The sequence below is a fragment of the Kitasatospora sp. NPDC004240 genome (assembly GCF_053603215.1).
The window spans coordinates 40,816-62,538 of record NZ_JBSGFD010000029.1 but is presented as its reverse complement, the minus strand read 5'-3'; the positions used below and the strand labels follow the sequence as shown (position 1 = coordinate 62,538).

The 21,723-nt window shown below is 74.5% G+C and carries 18 protein-coding genes; 4 read left to right on the top strand and 14 right to left on the bottom strand.

Features of this window, described 5'->3' with window-relative positions:
- Nucleotides 1–91 precede the first annotated feature (91 nt).
- From ACWEQL_RS10835 to ACWEQL_RS10775, 13 genes are all read right to left on the bottom strand, one after another.
- Complete coding sequence (locus ACWEQL_RS10835; protein WP_452149872.1) at nt 92–736, bottom strand: hypothetical protein; 645 nt, start codon at nt 734–736, stop codon at nt 92–94.
- A gap of 3 nt (nt 737–739) precedes the next feature.
- On the bottom strand, nt 740–1,030 hold the full coding sequence (locus ACWEQL_RS10830) for an acyl carrier protein (protein WP_452149871.1): 291 nt from the start codon (nt 1,028–1,030) through the stop codon (nt 740–742).
- Nucleotides 1,031–1,036: 6 nt separating this feature from the next.
- Nucleotides 1,037–2,338, bottom strand: coding sequence for a diaminopimelate decarboxylase (lysA, locus tag ACWEQL_RS10825; RefSeq protein ID WP_452149870.1), 1,302 nt, complete (start codon nt 2,336–2,338; stop codon nt 1,037–1,039).
- Nucleotides 2,331–3,701 carry a preATP grasp domain-containing protein gene (locus ACWEQL_RS10820; RefSeq protein ID WP_452149869.1) on the bottom strand — a complete coding sequence of 457 codons (1,371 nt, stop codon included), beginning with the start codon at nt 3,699–3,701 and terminating at the stop codon, nt 2,331–2,333. The genes lysA and ACWEQL_RS10820 overlap by 8 nt, the downstream gene beginning before the upstream one ends.
- Before the next feature lie 116 nt (nt 3,702–3,817).
- Nucleotides 3,818–4,750: a 3-oxoacyl-[acyl-carrier-protein] synthase III C-terminal domain-containing protein gene (locus tag ACWEQL_RS10815; protein WP_452149868.1), complete on the bottom strand. Its 933-nt coding sequence runs from the start codon at nt 4,748–4,750 to the stop codon at nt 3,818–3,820.
- 12 nt (nt 4,751–4,762) lie between these two features.
- On the bottom strand, nt 4,763–5,089 hold the full coding sequence (locus ACWEQL_RS10810) for an acyl carrier protein (RefSeq protein ID WP_452149867.1): 327 nt from the start codon (nt 5,087–5,089) through the stop codon (nt 4,763–4,765).
- Nucleotides 5,090–5,135: 46 nt separating this feature from the next.
- Entirely contained in the window at nt 5,136–6,902 is a 1,767-nt protein-coding gene (locus ACWEQL_RS10805) for an acyl-CoA dehydrogenase (RefSeq protein ID WP_452149866.1), read from the bottom strand.
- On the bottom strand, nt 6,899–8,647 hold the full coding sequence (locus ACWEQL_RS10800) for an acyl-CoA dehydrogenase family protein (RefSeq protein WP_452149865.1): 1,749 nt from the start codon (nt 8,645–8,647) through the stop codon (nt 6,899–6,901). The genes ACWEQL_RS10805 and ACWEQL_RS10800 overlap by 4 nt, the downstream gene beginning before the upstream one ends.
- Nucleotides 8,644–10,467 carry a fatty acyl-AMP ligase gene (locus ACWEQL_RS10795; protein ID WP_452149864.1) on the bottom strand — a complete coding sequence of 608 codons (1,824 nt, stop codon included), beginning with the start codon at nt 10,465–10,467 and terminating at the stop codon, nt 8,644–8,646. Before ACWEQL_RS10795 ends, ACWEQL_RS10800 begins: the two co-directional genes overlap by 4 nt.
- Before the next feature lie 285 nt (nt 10,468–10,752).
- Nucleotides 10,753–12,504, bottom strand: coding sequence for a hypothetical protein (locus tag ACWEQL_RS10790; protein WP_452149863.1), 1,752 nt, complete (start codon nt 12,502–12,504; stop codon nt 10,753–10,755).
- The gene (locus ACWEQL_RS10785) at nt 12,501–13,553 is read right to left on the bottom strand and encodes a polysaccharide deacetylase family protein (RefSeq protein WP_452149862.1); all 1,053 of its coding nucleotides are present in this window, start codon (nt 13,551–13,553) and stop codon (nt 12,501–12,503) included. Before ACWEQL_RS10785 ends, ACWEQL_RS10790 begins: the two co-directional genes overlap by 4 nt.
- A gap of 9 nt (nt 13,554–13,562) precedes the next feature.
- Nucleotides 13,563–14,606, bottom strand: coding sequence for a Gfo/Idh/MocA family protein (locus ACWEQL_RS10780; RefSeq protein WP_452149861.1), 1,044 nt, complete (start codon nt 14,604–14,606; stop codon nt 13,563–13,565).
- A complete protein-coding gene (locus ACWEQL_RS10775; RefSeq protein ID WP_452149860.1) occupies nt 14,603–15,943 on the bottom strand; it encodes an aspartate aminotransferase family protein in 1,341 nt (446 codons plus the stop codon). Before ACWEQL_RS10775 ends, ACWEQL_RS10780 begins: the two co-directional genes overlap by 4 nt.
- Nucleotides 15,944–16,179: 236 nt before the next feature.
- Here ACWEQL_RS10775 and ACWEQL_RS10770 point away from each other — a divergent pair, with 236 nt between their 5' ends.
- Nucleotides 16,180–17,046, top strand: coding sequence for an inositol monophosphatase family protein (locus ACWEQL_RS10770; RefSeq protein ID WP_452149859.1), 867 nt, complete (start codon nt 16,180–16,182; stop codon nt 17,044–17,046).
- 123 nt (nt 17,047–17,169) lie between these two features.
- On the top strand, nt 17,170–17,862 hold the full coding sequence (locus ACWEQL_RS10765; protein WP_452149858.1) for a LuxR C-terminal-related transcriptional regulator: 693 nt from the start codon (nt 17,170–17,172) through the stop codon (nt 17,860–17,862).
- Between the two features lie 279 nt (nt 17,863–18,141).
- Here ACWEQL_RS10765 and ACWEQL_RS10760 read toward each other — a convergent pair whose 3' ends face one another.
- Nucleotides 18,142–20,535, bottom strand: coding sequence for an MMPL family transporter (locus tag ACWEQL_RS10760; protein ID WP_452149857.1), 2,394 nt, complete (start codon nt 20,533–20,535; stop codon nt 18,142–18,144).
- Between the two features lie 493 nt (nt 20,536–21,028).
- On the opposite strand from ACWEQL_RS10760, the gene ACWEQL_RS10755 reads away from it, so the two are divergent.
- Together ACWEQL_RS10755 and ACWEQL_RS10750 are read left to right on the top strand one after the other, a co-directional pair.
- Nucleotides 21,029–21,394: an ArsR/SmtB family transcription factor gene (locus ACWEQL_RS10755; protein ID WP_452149856.1), complete on the top strand. Its 366-nt coding sequence runs from the start codon at nt 21,029–21,031 to the stop codon at nt 21,392–21,394.
- Nucleotides 21,391–21,633 carry a hypothetical protein gene (locus ACWEQL_RS10750; protein ID WP_452149855.1) on the top strand — a complete coding sequence of 81 codons (243 nt, stop codon included), beginning with the start codon at nt 21,391–21,393 and terminating at the stop codon, nt 21,631–21,633. Before ACWEQL_RS10755 ends, ACWEQL_RS10750 begins: the two co-directional genes overlap by 4 nt.
- Nucleotides 21,634–21,723: the final 90 nt, after the last annotated feature.

The following is a 21,723-nucleotide window of genomic DNA, read 5'->3' as shown; positions in this document are numbered from 1 at the left end:
GCCTGGGCCTGCGCCATGCTCGGCACCGACATCCGCCCCGACCTCGCCACCCGGATCTCCACCCAGAGCCCCGAGGGCGCCCGCGAGTCCGTCAATCGCCGAGCAGGCCGGCCACCCGCTCGGGCGCCACGTCGGACCACTGGACGAGCCGGGTGTCGGCCTGCTCGTCGGCGGCCAGCCCGAGGCCGACCGCGCAGTCCGCGGTGACCTCCTGGCCGGGCGCCACGGGCAGCTCGTACGGCTGGCTGGACTGGTCGAGGGTCACCAGGACGGCGGTCTCGAAGCCGCTGGCGCGCACGTACTCGCCGGCCAGCCGCAGCGCGGTGAACGGGCCGACCGCGCCCTGGTCGGTGACGCCGAGCGGCAGCGGGTCGCCGGGCAGCAGCTCGCAGACGTAGCTGGTCGGCGAGCGCTCCATGTCGGAGTCGGCGGTGGCGAACGCGGCGGCCACCACGTCGACCGGCCCGCCGAACGGGCCGAGCGAGGGCGCCACCTCGCCGGCCATCTCGGCGAAGCTGTTGCGGGTGGTGTGCTCCAGGAAGCCGGGGCGCACCCCGACGCCGTAGAGCTCGGACATGTCGGCGAGGTAGTGCTCCAGCCAGGGGATCGGACCCCGCTGGACGAAGGGCCGGCCGGGGCCGAAGCGCCGGGCCGCGATCCGCCGCACCCGCAGCGGCAGGCGGACCGGGCCCGGCCCCTGGGCCTCGGCCGGGGTGGCCGCAGCGCTCAGGTACATGGGTCAGGCCTGCTCGATCACGTAGTCGGCGAGGGTGCCCACGGTCTCGAAGTGGCGCTGCTCCAGCGAGTCGGTGTCGAACTCGACGTCCAGCTCGTCCTCCAGGCGCATCAGCAGCTCCAGTACGGAGGTGGAGTCCAGGCCGAGGTCGTCGAACAGGCGGGGCGACTCGTCGGCGGTGTCCAGCTCGCGCTTGAGGACCTCGCCGAGCGACTCGGCGATCCGGGCGACGACCACGGTGCGGTCGAGGCCGGTGCCCTGGGCCGGGGCGGTGCTCTGGGTCAGGTCGGTCATGGCGGTTCAGTTCCCTTCGGTCCGGGCGGCCCGGGCCGGGGTGGCCGGGGCGTCGTAGCGGTGCTGGCGGCCCAGCAGGTCGTCGGTGGTGTCGCGGTCGCGCACCAGGTGCGCGTGGCCGCCGTCCACCAGGACCTCGGCGGGGTAGCCGTGGCTGAGGAAGAACACCGGCGAGGCGGTCGGCCCGTACGCGCCGGAACGGTCGACGCCGAGCAGGTCGCCGACCCGGACCTCGGGCAGCAGGACGTTCTTGCCGATGGTGTCGTTGGGGGTGCAGAGCGGGCCGGTGACCACCCACGGCCGGTCGGCGGGCTCGTCGAGGCGATTGAGCACCCGCATGGGGAAGTTGCGCTTGACGAAGGAGCCGATGCCGACGGCCGCCATGTGGTGGTTGGTGCCGCCGTCGGCGACCGCGAAGTTCTCGCCCATCGAGGTCTTCACGTAGCGGACCTTGACCACGTAGGTGCCGGCCGGGGCGGTGAGGTAGCGGCCGAGCTCCAGCAGCAGCCGGGTGCCGGGGTGCGCCTCGGCGAACTTCTCGACGACCGGGTTGAGCCGCTTGGTGAGCAGCTCGGGGTCGAGGTCCTGCTCGTTGTCGAAGTAGCCGACGCCCAGGCCGCCGCCGACGTCGACCAGCTCCAGCTCGAAGCCCAGCCGGGCGGAGACCCGCTCGGCGAGGTCGAAGATCCGGGTGGAGTTCTCGACGATGACGTCCTCGTTGAGGATGCGGGTGCCCATGTAGGCGTGCACGCCCATCAGCCGGACGTTCGGGTGCCGGGTGGCGAGGTCCTCGGCGGCGAGCAGCTGCTCCTCGTCGATGCCGAACTGGCGGGGCTTGCCGCCCATCGTCAGGCCGGAGCCCTTGACCGCGAAGGTCGGGTTGACGCGCAGCGCGACGGGGGCCACCACACCCTGCTCGGCGGCGAGTTCGTCGACGAGTTCGAGCTCGCCGAAGGACTCCACGACGATCGCCAGGATGCCCTCGGCGAGGCAGGCGGCGATCTCCGCGCGGCTCTTGCCGGGGCCGAGGAAGATGATGTCGCGCGGCTCGACGCCGGCCCGCAGGGCGGTGACCAGCTCGGCCATCGAGGAGACCTCGGCGCGGGCGCCTAGGGTGTTCAGCAGCGCGCAGACCGAGATGTTCGGGTTGGCCTTGAGCGAGAGGAACATCTCCAGCGCGGGGTGCAGCCGGGAGCGCAGCCCGTCGAACTGCTCGCGCAGCACCCGGCCGTCGTAGACGTACAGCGGGGTGCCGAACTCCTCGGCGAGCCGGGTGATGCCCAGCCCCTGGATCTGGAACTCACCCATGGACGTTCTCCTCCTCCAGCGCGGCCAGCCGGGCCGCGATCTCGTTGTCGGTGTCGCCCAGGCGGGCCGGGTCGTCCCCGATCAGCAGGCCGTAGAGCCGGCCCTCGAAGGGCGTGCCGTCCTGGGTGGCGGCGGCGTTGACCGTCGCGTAGTTGTTGACCAGCAGCCCGGTGGTGTCGCCGCCGGCGAACAGCAGCCCCTCCAGCCGGGCGCTCAGCTCGCCGAAGCCGAGCGGGCGGTTCAGCCGGACCGGGTAGTGGCGGGCCAGCGCGGAGCGGCCGGGGCCGATGAAGGCCTCCTGCAGCCGGGTCTGGTAGGTGGACATGTTGTGCCGGGCGTTGATCTCGACGACCGGGTAGACCCCGCCCTCGGGGTCGGTCATCGCGTCGACGCCGGCCACGCCGTAGTAGCCGTCGGCGGCGAGGCGGGCGCCGAGCAGGGCGGCGGACTCCTCGACGGTCTCCTGCTGGGCGGCGCTCAGCCGGGCGGGGAAGCGGTGGCCCTTGTGGACGCCGCCCTCGGTGATCGCCTCCTTGACGAAGTCGAACCGCACCGAGCCGTCCCGGCCCACGGTGAACTGGTAGTTGAGGTCGGCGACCTTGGTCACCCACTCCTCGACCAGCAGCACCACCCGGTCGTCGCCGCCGCGCTCGGCCCGGCGGGAGATCATCCGCCACAGCTGGTCGAGCCGGCGCTCGTCGTCGAGGACGCTGATGCCCTTGCCGGAGACCCCGAAGGCGTCCTTGACGACGACCTTGCGGCCGGCCCGGAGCAGGGTGCGGGCCTCCTCGAAGGCGGCGGCGAGCTCGGCGAGGTTCTCGCAGGTCCAGCCGCGGGCCTGGCGCAGTCCGGCGGCGTCGGCGGCCTTGCGGCTGTAGATCTTGCTGTTGACGGCCTTGCAGAGCGCGGCCGGCGGGGCGCCCAGCGGCACCCCGGTGAGCGCGGAGAGCCGTTCCTCCAGGACGGAGACGCCGTGCGCGACCAGCCGGGCGTCCGGGCCGAGGCCGGCCAGCACGCGGTGCAGGGCGGGGTCGTCGAGGGCGTCCCGGGTGACGGTGTGCTGCGGGTCGCCGTTGGCGACGGTGTGCACCTGCGGGAGGTCGACGCCGAGGCCCTCCAGGTACGCCAGGTACTCCGGGTCGGGCGCGGACTTGAGGACGACGTGGTCGCCCTTGCCGGCCAGCAGGAGGGCGAACTCGTCCATCCGGTTGACGACCGCGGCGCCGGAGGCGAACGCGACCCGGGGCAGCCCGGGTTCGCCGCGGGCCCACTCGTCCTCGACCTCGAAGTTGCCGAGGAGGACGAGCGGGGTGTCCGGTGATCCGGTCAGCGCGGTCCTCAGCCGGCCGATGAAGTCCTGCATCTCGGTGGCCGCTCCTTTCTGTCGAGTCTCTGTCGAGCTTGTGTCGGGTCCCGATCGGGTCCCGGGGGCGTGCGGGGCGTGCGGTGGGCGCGGGGCGTGCGGTGGGCGCGGGCCGCTCAGTGTTCGAGGACCATCGCGGAGAAGGTGGCGCCGAGGCCGACCGCCGCCATCAGGTAGCGGTCGCCGGGCCGGAGCAGTCCGCGGTCGGCCGCGGCCCGGTAGTTGAGGAAGGGGTCGGCGCAGAAGCAGTGCCCGGTGACCGGGACGTTGTCCAGCAGCACCTTGTCCAGCGGGATGCCGAGCTCGCGGCAGAGCCGGACCCAGGAGACCCGGTTGACGTTGTGCGGCAGGACGAGCGCCAGGTCGTCCAGGGTGATGCCGGCCTTGGCGACCGCGCCGAGCAGCACCTCGGACAGCGCCTGCGGGTAGTCCCGCTGGAACTGCGCGGCGACCTCGTCGGTCAGCGACAGCGCGGCGCTGAACCGGCCGTGGGTGCGGGTGGCGTAGCCGAGCACCCGGTCGCGGTCGCCGCCGAGGCCGACCAGGACGGCGGCGGCGCCCTCGCCGTTGATGGCGGTGCCGGGCACCGTCCTCGCGGCCAGGGTGAAGGTCTTCTCCCCGGTCAGCACCAGGGCCAGCGCGTCCGGGTCGCCGTCCGCGGCCAGCAGCTTGCCGCACAGGTCGACGGCGAGCAGCCCGGAGGCGCAGGCGTGCTGGAACACGCCGAACGCCTGGGCGTGGCGCAGGCCGAGCGCGTCGCGCACCTCGTGCAGCGGGTTCACCGGGTACGGCGCGACCACCGGCATGGTGCGGGCCTGGACGACGTAGCGGACCTGGTCCTCCCGGCCGCGCAGCCCGTCCAGCTTCTGGGCGGCGGCGAGCAGCAGGTCGGTGATGGTGCCCTCGGGCTCGCGCAGCACGCTGTCAAGGCCGAACACCCGCCGCATCACGCGCATCTGGTCGTCGCTCAGCCGCAGGTCGCCCTGGAGCGAGGCGACCGGAACGCTCTGCGGCGGCAGGTAGGCCGAGACGGCCTGGAGTGCGGTCATCGCGGGCCCCGCTCAGCGCCCGCCGTCGGCGGCGGCGAGGCCGGCGACGTGGGCGGACAGCAGCTCGATGGTCGGGTAGTCCCACACCACGGTCGGGTCGATGGTGAGGCCGAGGTGCTCCTCCAGGTCGCCGCAGAGGACGAAGGCGTAGACGGAGTCGAGGCCGTAGTCGGTGAGCGGGACCCCGGCGTCGATCGCCTCGACGGGGCGCTCCAGGTAGGAGGCGACCCGCCGGGTCACCCACTCCCGCAGTTCGGCGTGCCGCTCGGCGCCGGCCGGGTCGGTGGCCCCGGTCGCGGTGGCCGTCGGGTCGGCGGCGGTTCGGTCGGTGCTGGGCAAGGTGGTCTCCAGTGGTCGCGGGTCGACGGCGTACGGGCGGGGCGGGTCAGCCGGGCAGCTCCCGGCCGGCGAGGTCGAAGCCGCGCCGGGCGTCGTCGCGTTCGAGCAGGGCGCGGTAGAGCCGCGCGGCCTGCTCGGCCGGCAACCGGCCGCTGCCCCGGTTGATCCGGCCGAGCAGACGGGTGAGGGCCGCCTCGGCCCAGAGCGGGTCGGCGAGGAACGGGTCGTCGCCGTCCCGGTGCTCCCACCAGGTGTTGAGGCAGGAGGCGGCGGCCAGCAGGGTCGCGTACCGGGCGGGTACGTCCAGGGCGTCGGCGCGGCCGCCGATCGCCAGGTCGCGCGGGGCGAGGGCCAGGGCGGCGGCCCGGACGAGCTCGGCCTCGGCGGCGAACTCGGCGGCCAGGCGGTGCAGTCCGGCGTACTCGGGCCGGCCGGCGAGCTCCGCGGCGAGCAGCCCGGGGACGGCGGCCAGGTGGTCGGGGCCGGTGGCGTTGACGGTGAGCCGGGAGAGGTCCAGCGGCGGCAGCGGGGCGCCGGGCCGCGAGATCCCCTCGGGCGGTGCCCCGGCCTGCCCGGCCCGGCGGGCGAGGCCGGGCAGCTGCGGCAGGATGGTGGCCAGGCAGGCGACCCGGGCGGCGTGGCCGAAGCCGACCACCTGGAGGTCGCGCAGCTGCTTCTGGAAGATCGCGTACTCGCCCTCGCGCAGGTAGAAGTGCGCGCCGAGGACGACCGAGAGCCGGTCCATCGCGTCGATCAGCTGCTTGGCGACCAGGAACTTCACCGCCGAGGCGGACACCCCGGTGCCGCCGGGCAGCAGGTGGACCGCGCGGGCGCCGGTGGTCGCGAAGGCGTCGCAGACCAGCAGGTCGGTGAAGGCCTCGGCGACGGTGTCGCGCACCAGCGGCAGGTCGTCCGCACGGCCCCCGTACAGGCGGCGGGAGCGGACGAAGCGCAGGGTGGTGCGCAGCCCGGTGTCGAGGATGCCGGCGGCCATCGCGGGCAGCGCGGTGCGGGTGAGCTGGAAGGAGCGGAAGGCGCTCTCCATGCCCTGGCCGACCCGGCCGACCACGGCCTCGGGGCCGACCGGGCAGTCGTCGAACTCGATGCCGCCCAGCTGCACCCCGCGCATGCCGGCGCTGGGGTAGCGCGGCCGGTAGCGGAAGCGGTCGGGGTCCAGCAGTTCCTTCTCCACGAACAGCTGGGAGTGGCTGCGCGAGCCCGGTCCGTCGGAGGTCCGGGAGAAGATCACCAGGGCCTCGGCGCGCTGGACGTTGGTGACGATCTCCTTGTGGCCGTTCAGCCGCAGGGTGCCGTCGGGCTGCGGGCGGGCGGCGAACTCGGCGCGGGCGAAGTCGTTGCCGTGCTCCAGCTCGTGGTAGACCGAGGCCACCCGGCGGCCGCTCAGCAGCAGGTCGGCGACCCGGCGGCGCTGTTCCTCGCTGCCGGAGCCCCAGATGTTGACCGAGGCGATGAACGAGCTGGCGCCGTAGCCGAGGCCGAGCGCCGGGTCGTGGCGGAACACCGCGCGCATCACCTCGACCAGCCGGTCCAGGCGGTCGAGGCGGCCGCCGAGGGCGACCGGGACGAACTCGGCGCCCAGGACGTGGTCGTCGAGCAGCTTCTCGGCGGCCTCGGCCACGGCCTGGCGCTCGTCGGCCTCGACGGTGGCCGCGTGGCCGGCCGGGTTGGCCGGGTCCCAGGGGTCGCCGAAGCGGCGTTCCAGCTCGGCCACGCCTGCGCCGGCACTGGTGACGGTGGCGGTGGCGGTGGTGGCGGTGGTGGCGGTGGTGGCGGTGGTGGTGGTGGCGCTCATCGGGTCTCCCCTCCGGTCAGCACCAGGACCGGCCCGGCCGTGGCGCCGCTGCTCTCCAGCGTGTCGAACAGCTCGTCGAACTCGACGGCCTCGGCCGTACCCGGCTCCAGCCGGCCGAGCAGGACGGCCAGCGCGGCGCGCGCCCAGCGGCCGTCGCGCCACAGCGCGGCGGGCCCGGCGCGGTGCCGGCCGGTCAGCCACAGGTGGAGCACGGCGGAGCCGGCGAAGCAGGCCTCGTACCGCTCGGCGAGGTCGAAGGCGGCCGTCGGCACGGTCGGGGCGGGCCGCAGGGCGGCCAGTTCGGCGTGCAGCCGCCCGCAGTGGGCGAGCAGCCGTTCGGCCGCGGCGAGCAGCCGGGGGTCGGTGTCCGGCAGGGCGCGCAGTTCGGCGACCACGGCCGGCAGGTGCTGGACCAGACTGGAACCGTCCCGGGAGACCAGCTCCAGGCGCCCGGCGTCGGCGGGCGGCAGCGCGGCCGCCGGGTCGACGGCGAGCGCGAGCCCGGCGTCGTCCACCCGGGCCTCGCGGTAGCGGCGGGCCAGCACCGGGAACTGGTTGACCAGGGCGTTGCGGTTGACCGCCTGGTTGCCGTCGAAGATGCCCACCACCCGGTGGTCGCGGGCCAGCTTCTGGTAGCCGCCGTGCTCGTACACCTCGGTGAGGAAGGCCCGGGTGCCGAGCAGTTCGCCGCAGTCGGTGATGAGTTCGTCGATCCGCGCGGGGACGAAGGCCTTCACCACGGCCGAGGTGACGGTGTGCTCGGCGGGCAGCGCGCCGATCGAGCGGTTGGCCACCAGGCTGACCGCCTCGCAGACGAACAGCGTCGCGTACGCCCGGCCCAGGGTGCGCCGCACGTGCGGGAACCGGACCAGCCGGCTGCCGTACAGCTCGCGCCCCGAGGTGAAGCCGACCGCCTGGCGCAGCGCGTGGTCGGCGGCGCCCAGCGAGAGCGCGGCGCAGACCGTCCGGGTGAGCTGGAGCGCCTTCAGGACCACCTCGGCGCCGCCGCCGACCGTGCCCACCAGGGCCTCGGCCGGGACGTGGGCGTTCTCGAAGGCGATGCCGCTGATGTCGGCGCCCCGGATGCCGTGGGTGTGCTGCTTGGGCAGGCAGCGGAACGCGCCGGGCGCCAACTGCCGCTTGTCCACCAGGAACAGGCTGTGGCCGCGCGGCCCGCCGGCCGGATCGGTGCGGGCGAGGACGCAGATCAGCTCGCCGCGGGTGGCGTTGTTGATCAGCCACTTCTCGCCGGTGAGCCGCCAGCCGCCGGCCGGGTCGGGCTCGGCCGCCAGCTCGGTGGCCAGCAGGTCGCTGCCGTGCGCCCGCTCGGTGAGCCCCCAGGAGGCGGGCGTCCCGGCGGTGATCCGCCCGGCGAGGGCGGCCGCCTGCCCGGGGGTGCCGGCCGCCCAGACGCAGGCCGCGCCGAGGTAGCTCTTGGCGTGCCCGATCGCCACCGTGAGGTCGCGGCGGGAGATCGCCCGGATCAGGTCGGCGAGTCCCTGGTGGCCGGCCAGCGCGCCGCCGAACGCCTCGGGGACGTAGTGGCGGGGCAGGCCGAGCCGGTCGAGCTCCTCGCAGATGGACTCGGGGAACTCCTCGGCCCGGTCCAGCTCGGCGCAGCGGGCGTACGAGAAGAGGGTGCGCGGGTCGTCCGGGTCGCCGAGGGCGTGCTCCAGGTCCGCGACGGTCAGGGCGGCCGGAGCGACCGGGGTGGCCATGGCGGTCCGGGTGGTCGGGGCGGTCACCGGGTCTCCTCCGCGGGGGTCGCGGCGGCGGCGACGGCGGCGTGGACGGCGTCGGCGGCGCGGTGGGCGGCCCGGGCCCGCTCGGCCCCGGCGCTCAGCGACAGGTGCAGCACCCGCAGCGAGTCCTCCAGGAACAGCTCCCGGGTCAGCCCGCGCTGGATCTTGCCGCTGGTGGTGCGCTGCACGTCACCGGGCCGCACCAGGACGACGTTCGGCACGGCGACCCCGAACTCGCGGCCCAGCAGCCGCTTCACCTCGTCGACCAGCTGCTCGGGCGTGGTGGAGCCGAGCTGCGCCGGGCGCAGTTCCTGCACCACCACCAGTTCCTCCTCCGGGACCGGCACGGTGAACACCGCGGTCACGGCCCGTTCCAGCGCCGGGTGCGCGCCGCGGGCGGCGGCCTCCAGGTCGTGCGGGTAGAGGTTGCGCCCGCGCACGATCAGCAGTTCCTTGATCCGTCCGGTGACGTACAGCTCGCCGTCGACCGGCAGGCCCAGGTCGCCGGTGCGCAGCCAGCCCGTCCGGCCGTCGGCGGTCACCGCGCCGAACGCGTGGGCGCTCTGCTCCTCGTTCTCCCAGTAGCCGCGGGCGATGTTCGGCCCGCGCAGCCAGATCTCGCCGACCGCGCCCTCGGGCAGCGGCCTGCCGTCCGCCGGGTCCACCGCGATCGCCTCGACGCCCTCGCCGAGCCGGCCGCTGCTGACCAGCCGGCGCACCCGCTCGGCGGGGGCGTCCGGGTCGGCCGGGCGGAACTCGTCCTTGGCCAGCGCCTCGGCGTCCACCGGGGTGATCACCGGCGCCTGGTCGGCGGGCGAACCGGAGACGCACAGGGTGGCCTCCGCCATGCCGTACCCGGGCACCAGCGCCTCGCGGCGCAGGCCGGCCGCGGCGAAGCGGTCCGCGAAGCCCTCCACCGTGCGGGCCTGGATCGGCTCGGAGCCGTTCAGCGCGTGCGTCCAGCGGGACAGGTCCAGGCCGGCGAGCTGCTCGTCGGTGATCCGCTGGGTGCAGAGGTCGTAGGCGAAGTTGGGCGCCGGCGAGATCTGGACGTCGTGCTCGTCCATCAGCCGCAGCCACAGGTGCGGGCGCTTGAGGAACGTCGCCGGGGACATCTGCACGGCGGTCGTGCCGAGGATCAGCGGCGTCAGCAGCAGGCCGATCAGCCCGAAGTCGTGGTACATCGGCAGCCAGCCACCCCAGCGGGCGTCCTCGCGGGTACCGACGATGGTCCGGAAGACCTCGGCGTTGGCGAGCACGTTGCCGTGGTCGACCACCACGCCCTTGGGGGCGCTGGTGGAGCCGGAGGTGTACTGGAGGAAGGCGACCGTCCGGGCGTCGAGCTCCGGCTCGCGCCACCGTTCGGCGGGCGGCAGGCCCTCCGGGTCGGCGGTCAGCACCGGCAGGCCCTCCAGCCCGCTTTCGCGCGCCCACTCGGCGACCAGCTCGGCGGTCGCGGCGTCGGTCAGCACCGCGCGGACCCCGGCGTCGCGGGCGATGCCCGCCAGCCGCTCCTGCTGACGGCGGTAGCCGTCGGGCATCGGCGCGGGCACCGCGATGGCCCCGGCGTAGAGGCAGCCGGTGAAGCCGCGGGCGAAGCCCAGGCCCGCCGGGTGCAGCAGCAGCACCCGGTCGCCGGTCTCCAGCCCGGAGCTCTGCAGCAGCGCGGCGGTGCGGCGGGCGGCCTCGTCCAGCTCCGCGTAGCCGAGCTCCCGGTACGCGGTGGGGTCGGCCGGGTCGGCACTGAACCCGACCGCCGGCCGCTCCCCGTGGGCGGCGGCGCGATGGCGCAGCAGCGCCGTCAGGCTCTCGTACTCGGGCATGCGTGGACCTCCTGCGGGATACCCGGGGTGTTCCTCCGTGGCTTCATGCTCCCGGGCCGCGGGATGGGCGGTAAGACTCGAACGGCCGCACGAGATAAGGCAGTAGAACGGGCATGCCCGACCGGCCATGCCCGTCCGGGCACCCCCGTCACCCGGCCCACCCGGCCGTCCGGCGAGCCCTCCCCGGGAACGCCGAAACGCCGGCGGCCTCCCCCATGGGGTCGGGAGGCCGCCGGCGGGCGTGGGTGGTGCCGGGGTACCGGATCGTCCGGTGCGGTGTGCGGATCAGGGGGCCGGGTGCCCCATCCCGGCCGCGACCGCTCCCCAACGGGCCGCCCGGTGGCGGCGGTTGAAGGCGTCGAGGGCCGGCCCGGTGCCGTGCGGCCCCAGCGGGTGGGCCCGCGGGTCGCCGTGGCGCCCGGTGGCGGCGGGCAGGGTGAGCGGGCCGTGGTGGTCCGGCCGCCACTGTTCGGTGGCCGCCAGCAGGGCCAGCAGTTTGGCCAACCCGGCCTCGTCCATGGGCAGTTCTGGCCCGCCGAGTTCCTCGGCCCAGGCCACCGCCCGGGTGCGGACCTCGTGGGCGGGCGGGCCGTCCGCCAGCAGCGGTAGCAGGGCCCGCGCGGTGGGGCGTTCGCAGCCGAGGACGGTGAGCACGGCGAGCCCGCCGGGCTCCTCCCGCGGCCCGAGCACCAGGGCGCCGGGCAGCGGGAGCGGTTCGGGGCGGGCGCGGACCTGCGCCTCGCCGGCCCCGCACCACGGGCAGGTGCGGACCCGGACGGCGAGGCGGGGCGGCGGCGGGGCGAACAGCGAGGGCGAGGGGATCGTCGGGGCGGCGCGCAGGTGGGCGGCCGTCTCGCGTTCCAGCAGTCCGTGGTCGCCGCCGGGCGGCGGCGCCGGGGCGACCGGCAGGCCGAGGCCGTCGACGCGTCCGGCGGCGACGCCGAGCGTCCCGAGGTCGACCAGGGTGGTGCGCAGCGCGGGGGTGAGCGCGGCGAGGTCGGCCGGGCGCAGTCCGGAGTCGATCCAGGAGCCGACGGCCTCCCGGAGCAGCCCCTCGCCGGGGCCCGCCCCGAAGCCCGGCCCGGGCGCGTCCGCGCCGAGCAGGTAGCCGGCGGCCCACACCTCCGGCCCGTACCCGGGCAGTTCGCCCAGCCCGGCGGCCGCCCGCCGCCCGAGCGTCCCGATCCGTTCGGCGTCGGCGCCGATCAGGGCGCACCAGTCGTACCAGTCCCAGCCGAAGGGGTGCTCGACCGGTTCGCCGGTGCCGGGCCGCAGGAAGCGCAGCCGGCAGCGGGAGCCGGTGAGTTCGACGACGAAGTCGAGCGGGTCGCGGGCCGCGGCCCGGCGGGCGAGTGCGGCGCCGACCGGTCCGTCGGCCGTCCAGTGCCCGGCGTCCGGGGTGAACTCCCCGGCGGGGACGGTGGCGTGGAAGGAGCCGGGGTGTCCGGCGATGGTGGGGCTGTCGGCGTGGTCGAGCAGGTGCGGGACGGCGGCGAGCGTCTCGACCGCGCGTTCCTGGCAGAACAGCGCGACCATCTCGTCGTCGTCGCGGACCTCGTCCGGAATCTCCGCCAGGTACTTGGCGAGGTCGCGGGCCTGGTCGACGGGCAGCACGAAGCCCTGGGTGGGGATCCACTCGGTGCGCGACAGCGGCGCCCAGGGCGAGCCGGCCGCGACGGCCCGCCGGACCAGGTAGGAGTTCTGCGGGCTGTTCCAGTTGGAGTAGAGGGCGAGCCCGCTGAGCGGCCGGGCGGCGACCGCCTCGGTCAGCAGCCGGGCGAAGCCCTCGGCGGGCACCGCGTCGTCCTGGAGCACCAGGTGGTGGGTGGCGCCGTCGGCGATGTCGGCCCAGGCGCGCTTGGCGGTCCGCAGCGGGCTGGGCAGCCCGTACGGGTCGGGGTCGGGCACCGGCCGGGCCTCCAGGGGCAGGCAGGCGCGGACGAGTGCGGGCAGCCGCGCGGTGCGCGACGGGTGGTGCATGATCGCGACGCTGATCCGGATCTCCTCCGGCTCCACGGTCACCGGCACGTCGTTCACCCTCCCACTCCGGCCGGGGCGGTCAGCAGGTCGCCGACCGGGACCAGCCGGTATCCCTCGGCCCGCAGCCGGGCGATCACCGGCGGAAGCGCGGCGACGGTCTGCGAGCGGTCGCCGCCGCCGTCGTGCATCAGCACCACCGAGCCGGGGCGGACCTGCCGCATCACCCGCTCGGCGATGACCTCGGGCCCGGGGCGGGCCCAGTCGTCGGTCTCGACGTCCCACAGCACGGTGGTCAGCCCGAGTTCGGCGATCCGCTCCAGCGTCCCGGCGCTGCGCCCGCCGTACGGGGGGCGCAGCAGCGTGGGGAGGCCGGTGCCGGCGGCGTCGGCGAGCACCTCGCCGGTGAGGTCGAGCTGGCGGCGCAGTGCGGCGGGCCCGAGTTCCGGCAGGTAGGCGTGCGACCAGGTGTGGTTGCCGAGGGTGTGGCCCTCGTCGACGATGCGGCGCACCAGCCCGGGGTGGGCGAGGGCGTGCAGGCCGACGCAGAAGAAGGCGGCGGGCGCGTCGAGCCGGCGCAGGACGTCCAGCACCTGCGGGGTGTGCACGGGGTGCGGCCCGTCGTCGAAGGTGAGCGCGACCACGGGCGCGTCCCCGGTGGGTCCGTCGCCGGTGCCGCCGAGCAGGGCGCGGCCCTGCGCGGCGAGCCGGCGTTCGACCGGTCCGGCCGCCGCCTCGGCGAGGTCCATCTCCTCCTCGCGGCCACCCATGGTGCCGGTGGCGGGCAGCAGCGCGGTGAGCGCGCCGAGCCGGGAACGGCCCAGCTCGGCGAGCGCCTCGGCAGTGGCCGGACCGGCCAGCTGGTGGGGGTCGGCCCGGTGGACGCGGACGCCGGCGCCGGTCAGCGAGCCGTCCAGGACGCCGTTGCCGCTGTCGATGACGACGGCGAGGCCGCCGGGGGCCCGCCGGGCCAGTTCGACGAGCCGGCCGACGGGCCCGGCGAGGCCGCTGCGCTCGTACGGCTCGGCGGGGCCGAGCGCGCGGCCGTCGGTGTCCAGCAGGCGGATCCGGTAGCCGGTGCTCGTCCAGCCGACGCCGGCGAACCACATCGCGTCCCCCTAGCCGGCGGCGAGCGTCACGGGGCGCCCGTCCGCTCGGGCCGAACGGTAGGCGGCCTCGATGATCCGGGCGGTGGACTCGACCTCGCCGAGCGGGCGCCGCCACCGGTCGGGGTGCGCGAGCAGTCCGGCGAAGTCGGCGAACAGCTCGGCGAACCACTCCTCGTGGGTGCCGCTGCGGGTCGGGTCCTCCAGCTCCCGGACCTCACGGCCGGCGGGGCCGCTGATCACGGCGGTGCCCTCGGTGATCTCGGCGCTGCCGGACGGGCCGGAGAGCGCGTAGCGGTTGCGCCGCGCGCCGCCCGTCCAGGAGAGCGAGATCTCGGCCTCCCCGGTGGGGAAGCTCAGCCGGACGTCGATCGACTCGTCGACGCCGCGACCGCCCGCGTGCTCGCCCCAGCCCGCGGTGGCGGTGACCTTCTCGGGCAGGCCCTGGAACAGCCGGGTGGACATGTAGACGCAGTGCGAGCCGTGGTCGAGCAGGATGCCGCCGCCGGCCACGCCCGGGTCCTTGCGCCAGTCGGGCTGCCAGGAGCCGGTGCCGACCGCGTGGGTGCTGCGCTCGATCTCGATCCGCAGCGCGCTGGGCGAGCCGACGATCTCCCGGGCGGCCTCGGTGAGCACCCGCATCATCGGCGAGAAGCCGTAGTTGTGCGCGGGGTAGAGCAGCCGGCCGGTGCGCCGGGAGGCCTCGGTCAGTGCCAGGGCGTCCGCGGTGGCGAAGGCGACCGGCTTCTCGCAGATCACGTGGACGCCGGCGGCCATCGCCTGCAGGCTGAGGTCGCGGTGGTAGGCGGGCGGGGTGCAGACGTCGACCAGGTCGACGTACTCGGTGGCGAGCAGCTCCTCCAGGCCGGCGTACGCGCGCAGCGCCGGGTCCATGGCGACGGCCTGCTCGCGGCGGGCCGGCGAGGGGTCGACGACGGCGACGAGGTCGACCCCGGTGAGCGGGGCGTAGGCGCCGAGCCGGGCCTGGCCGGCCACGCCGAAGCCGATCACGGCGGCTTTGAGGACCTGCCCGTCCCCCTGGACGGCGGCGGTCATCGGGCACCGCCCAGGTCGATCGCCGGGCGGGCCGGACGGGCCGGACGGTCCGGGCCGGGCGGGTTGATCAGGGTCTCGCGGATGATCTCGACGGCCTCGCGGGCGAGGTCCTCGTCCACGTTGAGCGGCGGGTAGAGCCGCAGGGTGTTGCCGCCGGTCATGACCAGCACGCCGGCGTCGAGCAGTTCGAGGAAGGTGCGCTTGAGCACCTCGCCGCTGACCGGCTCCTTGGTCCTCTTGTCGGCGACCAGCTCGATGCCGATGGCCAGGCCCAGGCCGCGGACGTCGCCGACCAGCGGCGCCTCCTCGGCGAGCGGGCGCAGCGCCTCCAGCATCTCCTTGCCGATCCGGGCGGCGCGCCCGGCGAGGTCCTCGTCGCGCAGGATCTCGACGGTGGAGGCGACGGCCCGGCAGGCCATCGGGAAGGCGCCGAAGCTGGAGGAGCTGGCGCTCGGGTCGCTGAACGGCGCGGCGGCCATCGACTCGGCGGAGGCGATCACACCGGTGACCGGGTAGCCGGCGCCCATGCCCTTGCCGACGGTGAGGATGTCCGGGGAGACCGCCTCGTGCTGGTAGGCGAAGGTGGCGCCGGTGCGGCCGAAGCCGGTCATCATCTCGTCGCTGAGCAGCAGCGCGTCGTGCTCCTTGGCGACCTCCGCGAGCGCGGGCAGGTACCCGGGCGGCGGGACGACGTTGCCGGAGCGGCCCTGGACGGGCTCGACGACGATCGCGGCGAGCGAGCCGGTGGACTGCTGCTTGACGACCTCGCGGGCCTGGTCGACGCAGGCGAGGCCGCAGCCGGGGAAGGTGGTCTTCAGCGGGCAGCGGTAGCAGTTGGCGTACGGGGCGCTGAAGAAGCCGGTGGGCAGCGGGCCGAGCTTGGCGCGGGCGCCGGCGGTGAGTGCGAGGCTGCCCATGGTCTTGCCGTGGAAGCCGCCCCAGAAGGACAGGAACTCGTGCTTGCCGGTGACCGACTTGGCGAGCCGCAGTCCGGCCTCGACGGCCTCGGTGCCGCCGCTGTACAGCTGGACGCGGTCGAGGTCGGCGGGCAGCAGTTCGGCGAGCAGTTCGGTCATCCGCAGCCGGGCGGCGGAGCCGAAGGCGCCGGCGGTGGAGACCTTGAGCTGCTCGGCGAGGTCCGCGACCACCTTGGGGTTGGCGTGGCCGACCGAGTTGACGCCGCCGGCGCCCTGGAAGTCGATGATCCTGTTGCCGTCGGCGTCGGTGATCACCGCACCGTCGGCCTCCTCGACGACCAGCTTGGCCCAGAGCATGACGGCCTGCAGACCGGGGCCGATGACCTCCTGCTCGGCCTCGAAAAGGCGGTGGGATTGCACCGGCGGGTTCTGGATTCCCCAATTCCCGGTCGACGTGTCGCTCATCAAAACCTCACAGACCGTCCAGACGTTTGTGCGGACGGTCCCCACTGTGGGCGTGGGCCGGCGGGGCCGGTAAGTCCCGTTCGGGCGCCCGATGGAGCTGTCCGAACGGCCATACCCGCCTTCCCCGGCCATTCCGGGGACGCCCCAACGGGCCGGTGACAGAGGCTGTTTCGCACACTAGCTTCGCCGCCATGACCATCACCGACATCATCGGATTCCCCGGCCCCGACCCGGCCGCCCTGCTGGAGGCCGCCGTGGCCGCCGCCCGCCGCGCCGCCGGCGAGCTGACCCGCCGCAACCCGGCCGGCCTCGGCGTACGGACCAAGTCCTCCGCGTACGACGTCGTGACCGCCGCCGACCTGGCCGCCGAGGAGGTGATCCGGGCGACCCTGCTGGAGCGGTTCCCCGCCTCGACGGTGATCGGCGAGGAGGGCGCCGCGGCGGGCGTCCCCGACCGCCCGGGCGAGCGGGGCGCGGACGGGGCCGGGACGGGCGTGCGGTGGATCGTCGACCCGATCGACGGCACCTACAACTTCGCGCGCGGACTGCCGCTGTACGCGATCTCGGTCGGTTTCGAGGTGGCCGGCCGCCCGGCCGGCGGCGTCGTGCTGGACCCGGTGCGCGACGAGCTGTACACCGCGCTGGACGGCGAGTTCCGCCTCGACGGCGAGCGGGTCGCGCCGCCCGCCCCCTCGCCGGGCGTGGCGCCGCTGGTGCTGACCGACATCCCCAGCGCCGGGGTCGACGATCCGGCCGAACTCACGCTGTTCCGCGAGCTGTTGGACCACTCGGACGTACGCCGGATCGGCTCCTCGGCGCTGATGCTGGCGCTGGTCGCGGCCGGCCGGGCCGACCTGGCGGTCAACGCCGACGTGTTCGTCTGGGACATCGCCGCGGGCCGGACCCTGGTGACCGCCTCCGGCGGCGGCTTCGTGGCGGTGCCGGACGAGGAGCGGACCAGCCGTCCGGGCGGGTTCGTCGCCTGGCGTCCGGGCTTCGAGGACCTGGGGCTGCGGGTGGCGAAGTCGCTGGGCGAGTTCTCCGCGCTCGCCGGTTGAACCGTCGAAACGGTGTCCAGAACACGACAGTGCTCTGGCGTGTCAACGCGCGTGGCGGTTCGATGACCTGTGCGGACCGCGCTCGTCAGCTCAACACGGCTACACACCACGGGGATTCAACACATGACGACGATGCCCATCGACCAGGACCGCCTGGCCGCACAGAGAGTCAACTTCGCGATCCTGGTCGGCAACGACGTGCTCCAGCACGGGCTGGAGGCCGTGCTGCGCCGCCTCCCGCTGACCGCCTCCGTCCGGGTCCTGCGCGGCTGGACCTCCGCCGAGGCGCTGGACGGCGCGGCCGGCGACCGGGTCGACCTGCTGATCACCGCGAGCGGCGAGCGGACCTGGTCGTCCGCCTCCGCCGAGGAGGCCCGCCGCGCCGGGGTCAAGGTCCTGATGCTGCTCGACCAGTCCGAGGCCGAGGACCCGGGCGCGGTCGGCCCGGTCACCGCCGACGGCTTCCTGATCCGGCAGGAGCTCACCGCCGAGGCCCTGGAGTCGACCGTCGGACGGATCCGGGCCGGCGAGCTGCCGATGCCCGCCGGGTTCGCCCGCCGGCTGCTGGCCCGGGCCGGCGCCGAGCCGGAGCACCCGTTCGCCCGCCCCCGGGTGGTGCCGCTGACCGGGCGGCAGACCGAGACGCTCGCCCTGCTGGCCGCCGGGCTGAGCAACAAGCAGATCGCCACCCGGCTGCGGATCTCCGAGCACGGCGCCAAGCGCCTGGTGGCCAGCGTGCTGCTCAAGCTCGGCTCCCCCAACCGCACCACCGCCGTGGTCACCGCGATCCGCGAGGGCCTGATCGACGGCGCCTGACGCTCCCGTCCCACCGCTCCCCCTCCCCTCACGTTCCGTCCTGACGGCCGACGGCCGGTCCACCCCTCGGTGGACCGGCCGTCGGCGTTCATCCCCGTCCCCCGCCGCTTAGGGCCTGTCCGGTCGATCTTGTCGGATCAGCGCGCGGCGTTGGGCGCCCGGCTGGGCGTGCGGCCGGATCGTCCTCGTACTGGACGTACTTGGGCGATTCGGTCGTGCGTCCAGCCGGGATGCCCGGCGTCGTGCGCCCGGCAAGATCGGCCGGACAGGGCCTAGGGCTCAGTACCGGCCGGCCGGGACGGGCCGCTCGTACTCGCCGCTGGCGGACCCGCCGTGCGGCGTCGGCTGCGCGGCCCGGGAGAGCTTGCCCGGCCACCACACCTTGCGGCCGATCTCCAGGGCCAGCGCCGGCACCAGCAGCGAGCGGACGATGAAGGTGTCGAGCACCACGCCCACCGCGACGACCACGCCGACCTCGGCCATCGCGACCTGCGGCAGCGTCGCCACCACCGTGAAGGTGGCCGCGAGCACCAGGCCCGCGCTGGTGATCACCCCGCCGGTGACCGAGAGGCCGGTGAGCACGCCCTGCCGGTGGCCGTGCGCGGCGGCCTCCTGCTTGATCCGGTGCATCAGGAAGATGTTGTAGTCCACCCCGAGCGCGACCAGGAAGACGAAGGCCTCCAGCGCCCAGGACTGGTCCACCCCGGCGAAGTGCAGCACGTGCTCGAAGAGCAGCCAGCTGGCGCCCAGCGCCGCCACGAAGGACAGCACCACGGTGGCCATCAGCATCAGCGGCGCGAGCAGCGAGCGCAGCAGCAGCGCCAGGATCAGGAAGACCACGCCCAGCACCAGCGGGATGATCAGCTTGCGGTCGTGGTCGGCGGCCCGCGCGGTGTCCAGCGTGGTCGCGGTGGCCCCGCCGACGATGGCGTGGGCGTTCGGCACCGCGTGCACCGCGGTCCGCAGCCGGTCGACGGTCCGCTCGGCCGCCTTGCTGTCGGAGGCGTCCTTCAGCACGGCCGGGACGTGCACCAGCTTGCCGTCCGTGGAGCGCAGCACCTCGCCCACCGAGGCGACCCCCGGCACGGCCTTCACCGCGGCGATCACGGCCTGCTCGGCGGACGCGTCGGCGTACACCTCGGCCGGGTCGCCGGAGCCGGCCGCGAAGTGCTGGGCGACCACCGCCTGGCCGGAGACCGACTCGGGCGTGTCACGGAACTGCTGGGCGCGGGTGAGACCGGTGTTCATCCCCGCGATGCCGACGCCGAGCGACCCGACTAGGACGGCGGTGACGATCCAGACCGCCCGCGGCCGGCGGCCCACCAGGCCGGCGATCCGCGACCAGACGCCCTTGCGGCGGGCCACCCGGGCGCCGACGGCCGGCACGAACGGCCAGAAGATCCAGCGGCCGACGGCCACCAGCAGCGCCGGCAGCAGGGTCATCATGATCAGCAGCGCGCAGATCACGCCGACCGCGCCGACCACGCCCATGCTGCGGTTGGAGTTGAGGTCCGCGGCCAGCAGGCAGAGCAGGCCGATCGCCACGATGGTCGCCGAGGCGAAGATCGCCCCGCCGGAGCGGCGGATCGCCATCCGCATCGCCTCGTGCCGGTCCTCGTGCTCGTGCAGCTCCTCGCGGTAGCGGGCGATCAGCAGCAGCGCGTAGTCGGTGCCGACGCCGAAGACCAGCACGGTCAGGATGCCGATGCTCTGGCTGTTCACCGGCATGTCGGCGTTGCCGCCGAGCAGGAACACCACCCCGCTGGCCACCCGGCTGGCCACGCCCACCGCCAGCAGCGGCAACAGGAACAGCACCGGGCTGCGGTAGATCACCAGCAGCAGCACGGCCACCACCAGGGCGGAGGCCATCAGCAGCTGCCCGTCCAGGTCGTCGAAGACCGCGATCTGGTCCCTGACCTGCCCGGCCGGCCCGGTCACCTGGACCTGCAGCCCGGCCGGCGCGCCGGCCTTCACCAGCTCGCGCATGTCCTTGACCCGGTCCGGCGCGTCGTCCTCGTGGTCGCGCAGCGGCACGGTGAGCAGCGCCGCCTTGCCGTCCGGCGACGGCACGGCCTCCTCGACCGACTTCTCGATCGCGAACGGCGCGAACTTCTGCCGGTCGGCGGCGATCTTGGCGTTGTCGGCCTCGGTCAGACCGCCCGGGCGGGCGTAGACGACCAGGGCCGGCAGCACATCGCTGTCCGGGAACCGCTTGGCCACCTTGTCGACCTGGGTCGCCTCCGCGGTGCGCGGCAGGAACGAGGCCGCGTTGTCGTCGGCGACGTCGGCGATCTGGGCGGCGAGCGGCGTGGCCAGTGCCAGCAGTACGGCCGAGAGCAGCAGCACCGCCCACTTGGCCCGACGGCCGGCGGGCAGGACCACCAGTTGTGTGAGACGGCGGAGCACGGGGTGCTCTCCCTTCGGGGTCTGGGACTGCTTTCGCGTGGGTCGTGGCGTCGGCGTGGGCGTTCTCGTCGACGTCGGCGTTCTCGTCGGAGCGGAGGTGGCGGCCGGTGCGGGCCCGTCCGGGTGGGACCGGGGCAGCGGGCGCGACTCGACGGGGGCGAGCCGCGCCCGCTGCGCCCGGAGCTTCTCCAACCGGGTCAGATACACCTGGGTCGCGAAGAAGATCACGATCAGCAGCGCCATCGAGACGGCCATCAACGTGATCACGACGGCGGAATCCATGCGTCCCCCACTCACCAGGTCGGCCGGGGCCTCAAGGACGCCCCGAACCCGACAGCGTGACCGGAAGTGCCGACACATGATGTACCGCCCTTCCACCTGTCATTCGATACTGACAGGTGGCTGTTTGGGCTGTCAATCGATCCCGGGATCGCCGGGCCGGACCGGACGTCCGCGCCAAATGACCTTCGGCGGGCGGTAGTTGCGCAGTGGATTGACATGCGCACCGGCACAGCCAAGCAGCCCGCCATTACTCCGAACAGGTGGTTGTCCAGAACCGGACACCGGGGGTCCGCGCCTGGTCGGAGGCGGATCGGGGGGTGGTCGGGCCCGGACAGGGAGGCGGATCGGGGGCCGGCCGGGGAGCTGGTCGGGGGCCGACCGGGGGGCGGCTCCGGGGCGAATCCGGGGTGCGGTGAGTCGCGGATTGACAGCCGGGCAGGCACCTGTCAGTCTCGGCTTACATATGAAGGAAGACGCAATGAGCTGGGTCGAGCCGACTGGGGACGCGCTGCTGCTCACCCTCCAGGCGCTCGCACACCCCCAGCGACTGCGGATCCTGGCCGCACTGGCCGACGGACGCGACTACGTCAGCCACCTCGCCCGCGAGGTGGGGATGAGCCGGCCACTCCTCTACATGCACCTCAAGCGTCTGGAGGAGTCCGGGCTCGTCGTCGGCTCACTGGAACTCTCGACCGACGGCAAGGCCATGAAGTACTTCGAACTGACCCCGTTCCACCTTCAGTTGACACCGGAGTCCCTCGCGGAGGCCGTAGCCTCTCTTTCCGAGGGCGACGCCGCGAAGCCGGCCGCCGACAAGGGCTCCCTGGGGGATGAAAAGAGTTGAACGACGAAATGGTCTACGCGGTGCTCGGCATGCTGATCGGGTTCAGCATCGTCGTGCTGGTGATCTGGCAGGTGTTCGCCGCCCAGCGGGAGAAGATCCGTCTCAAGCTGGCCAACGAGCAGGAGTACCAGCTGCTCGCCGAACGCAGTGCGGCGGCACAGGAGGCCGTGGCCCGGGAGCTCGCCGAGGTCCAGGGCCGGCTGGCGGCCGTCGAGAAGCTCATGCGCAGCATCGACTGACCCACCCACCCGGCGCTCCGCGCACCCGCAGGCCGTCGCCCATCCCGTTGTTCGGGGGGCCGACGGCCTACCCGAGCTGGGGGCGTAGAG

Excerpts from the sequence above, each read along its gene's own strand:
- ACWEQL_RS10835 (WP_452149872.1), bottom strand. The coding sequence starts at position 736 with ATGTACCTGAGCGCTGCGGCCACCCCGGCCGAGGCCCAGGGGCCGGGC.
- ACWEQL_RS10830 (WP_452149871.1), bottom strand. The coding sequence starts at position 1,030 with ATGACCGACCTGACCCAGAGCACCGCCCCGGCCCAGGGCACCGGCCTC.
- lysA (WP_452149870.1), bottom strand. The coding sequence starts at position 2,338 with ATGGGTGAGTTCCAGATCCAGGGGCTGGGCATCACCCGGCTCGCCGAG.
- ACWEQL_RS10820 (WP_452149869.1), bottom strand. The coding sequence starts at position 3,701 with ATGCAGGACTTCATCGGCCGGCTGAGGACCGCGCTGACCGGATCACCG.
- ACWEQL_RS10815 (WP_452149868.1), bottom strand. The coding sequence starts at position 4,750 with ATGACCGCACTCCAGGCCGTCTCGGCCTACCTGCCGCCGCAGAGCGTT.
- ACWEQL_RS10805 (WP_452149866.1), bottom strand. The coding sequence starts at position 6,902 with ATGAGCGCCACCACCACCACCGCCACCACCGCCACCACCGCCACCACC.
- ACWEQL_RS10795 (WP_452149864.1), bottom strand. The coding sequence starts at position 10,467 with ATGCCCGAGTACGAGAGCCTGACGGCGCTGCTGCGCCATCGCGCCGCC.
- ACWEQL_RS10785 (WP_452149862.1), bottom strand. The coding sequence starts at position 13,553 with ATGTGGTTCGCCGGCGTCGGCTGGACGAGCACCGGCTACCGGATCCGC.
- ACWEQL_RS10780 (WP_452149861.1), bottom strand. The coding sequence starts at position 14,606 with ATGACCGCCGCCGTCCAGGGGGACGGGCAGGTCCTCAAAGCCGCCGTG.
- ACWEQL_RS10770 (WP_452149859.1), top strand. The coding sequence starts at position 16,180 with ATGACCATCACCGACATCATCGGATTCCCCGGCCCCGACCCGGCCGCC.
- ACWEQL_RS10765 (WP_452149858.1), top strand. The coding sequence starts at position 17,170 with ATGACGACGATGCCCATCGACCAGGACCGCCTGGCCGCACAGAGAGTC.
- ACWEQL_RS10755 (WP_452149856.1), top strand. The coding sequence starts at position 21,029 with ATGAGCTGGGTCGAGCCGACTGGGGACGCGCTGCTGCTCACCCTCCAG.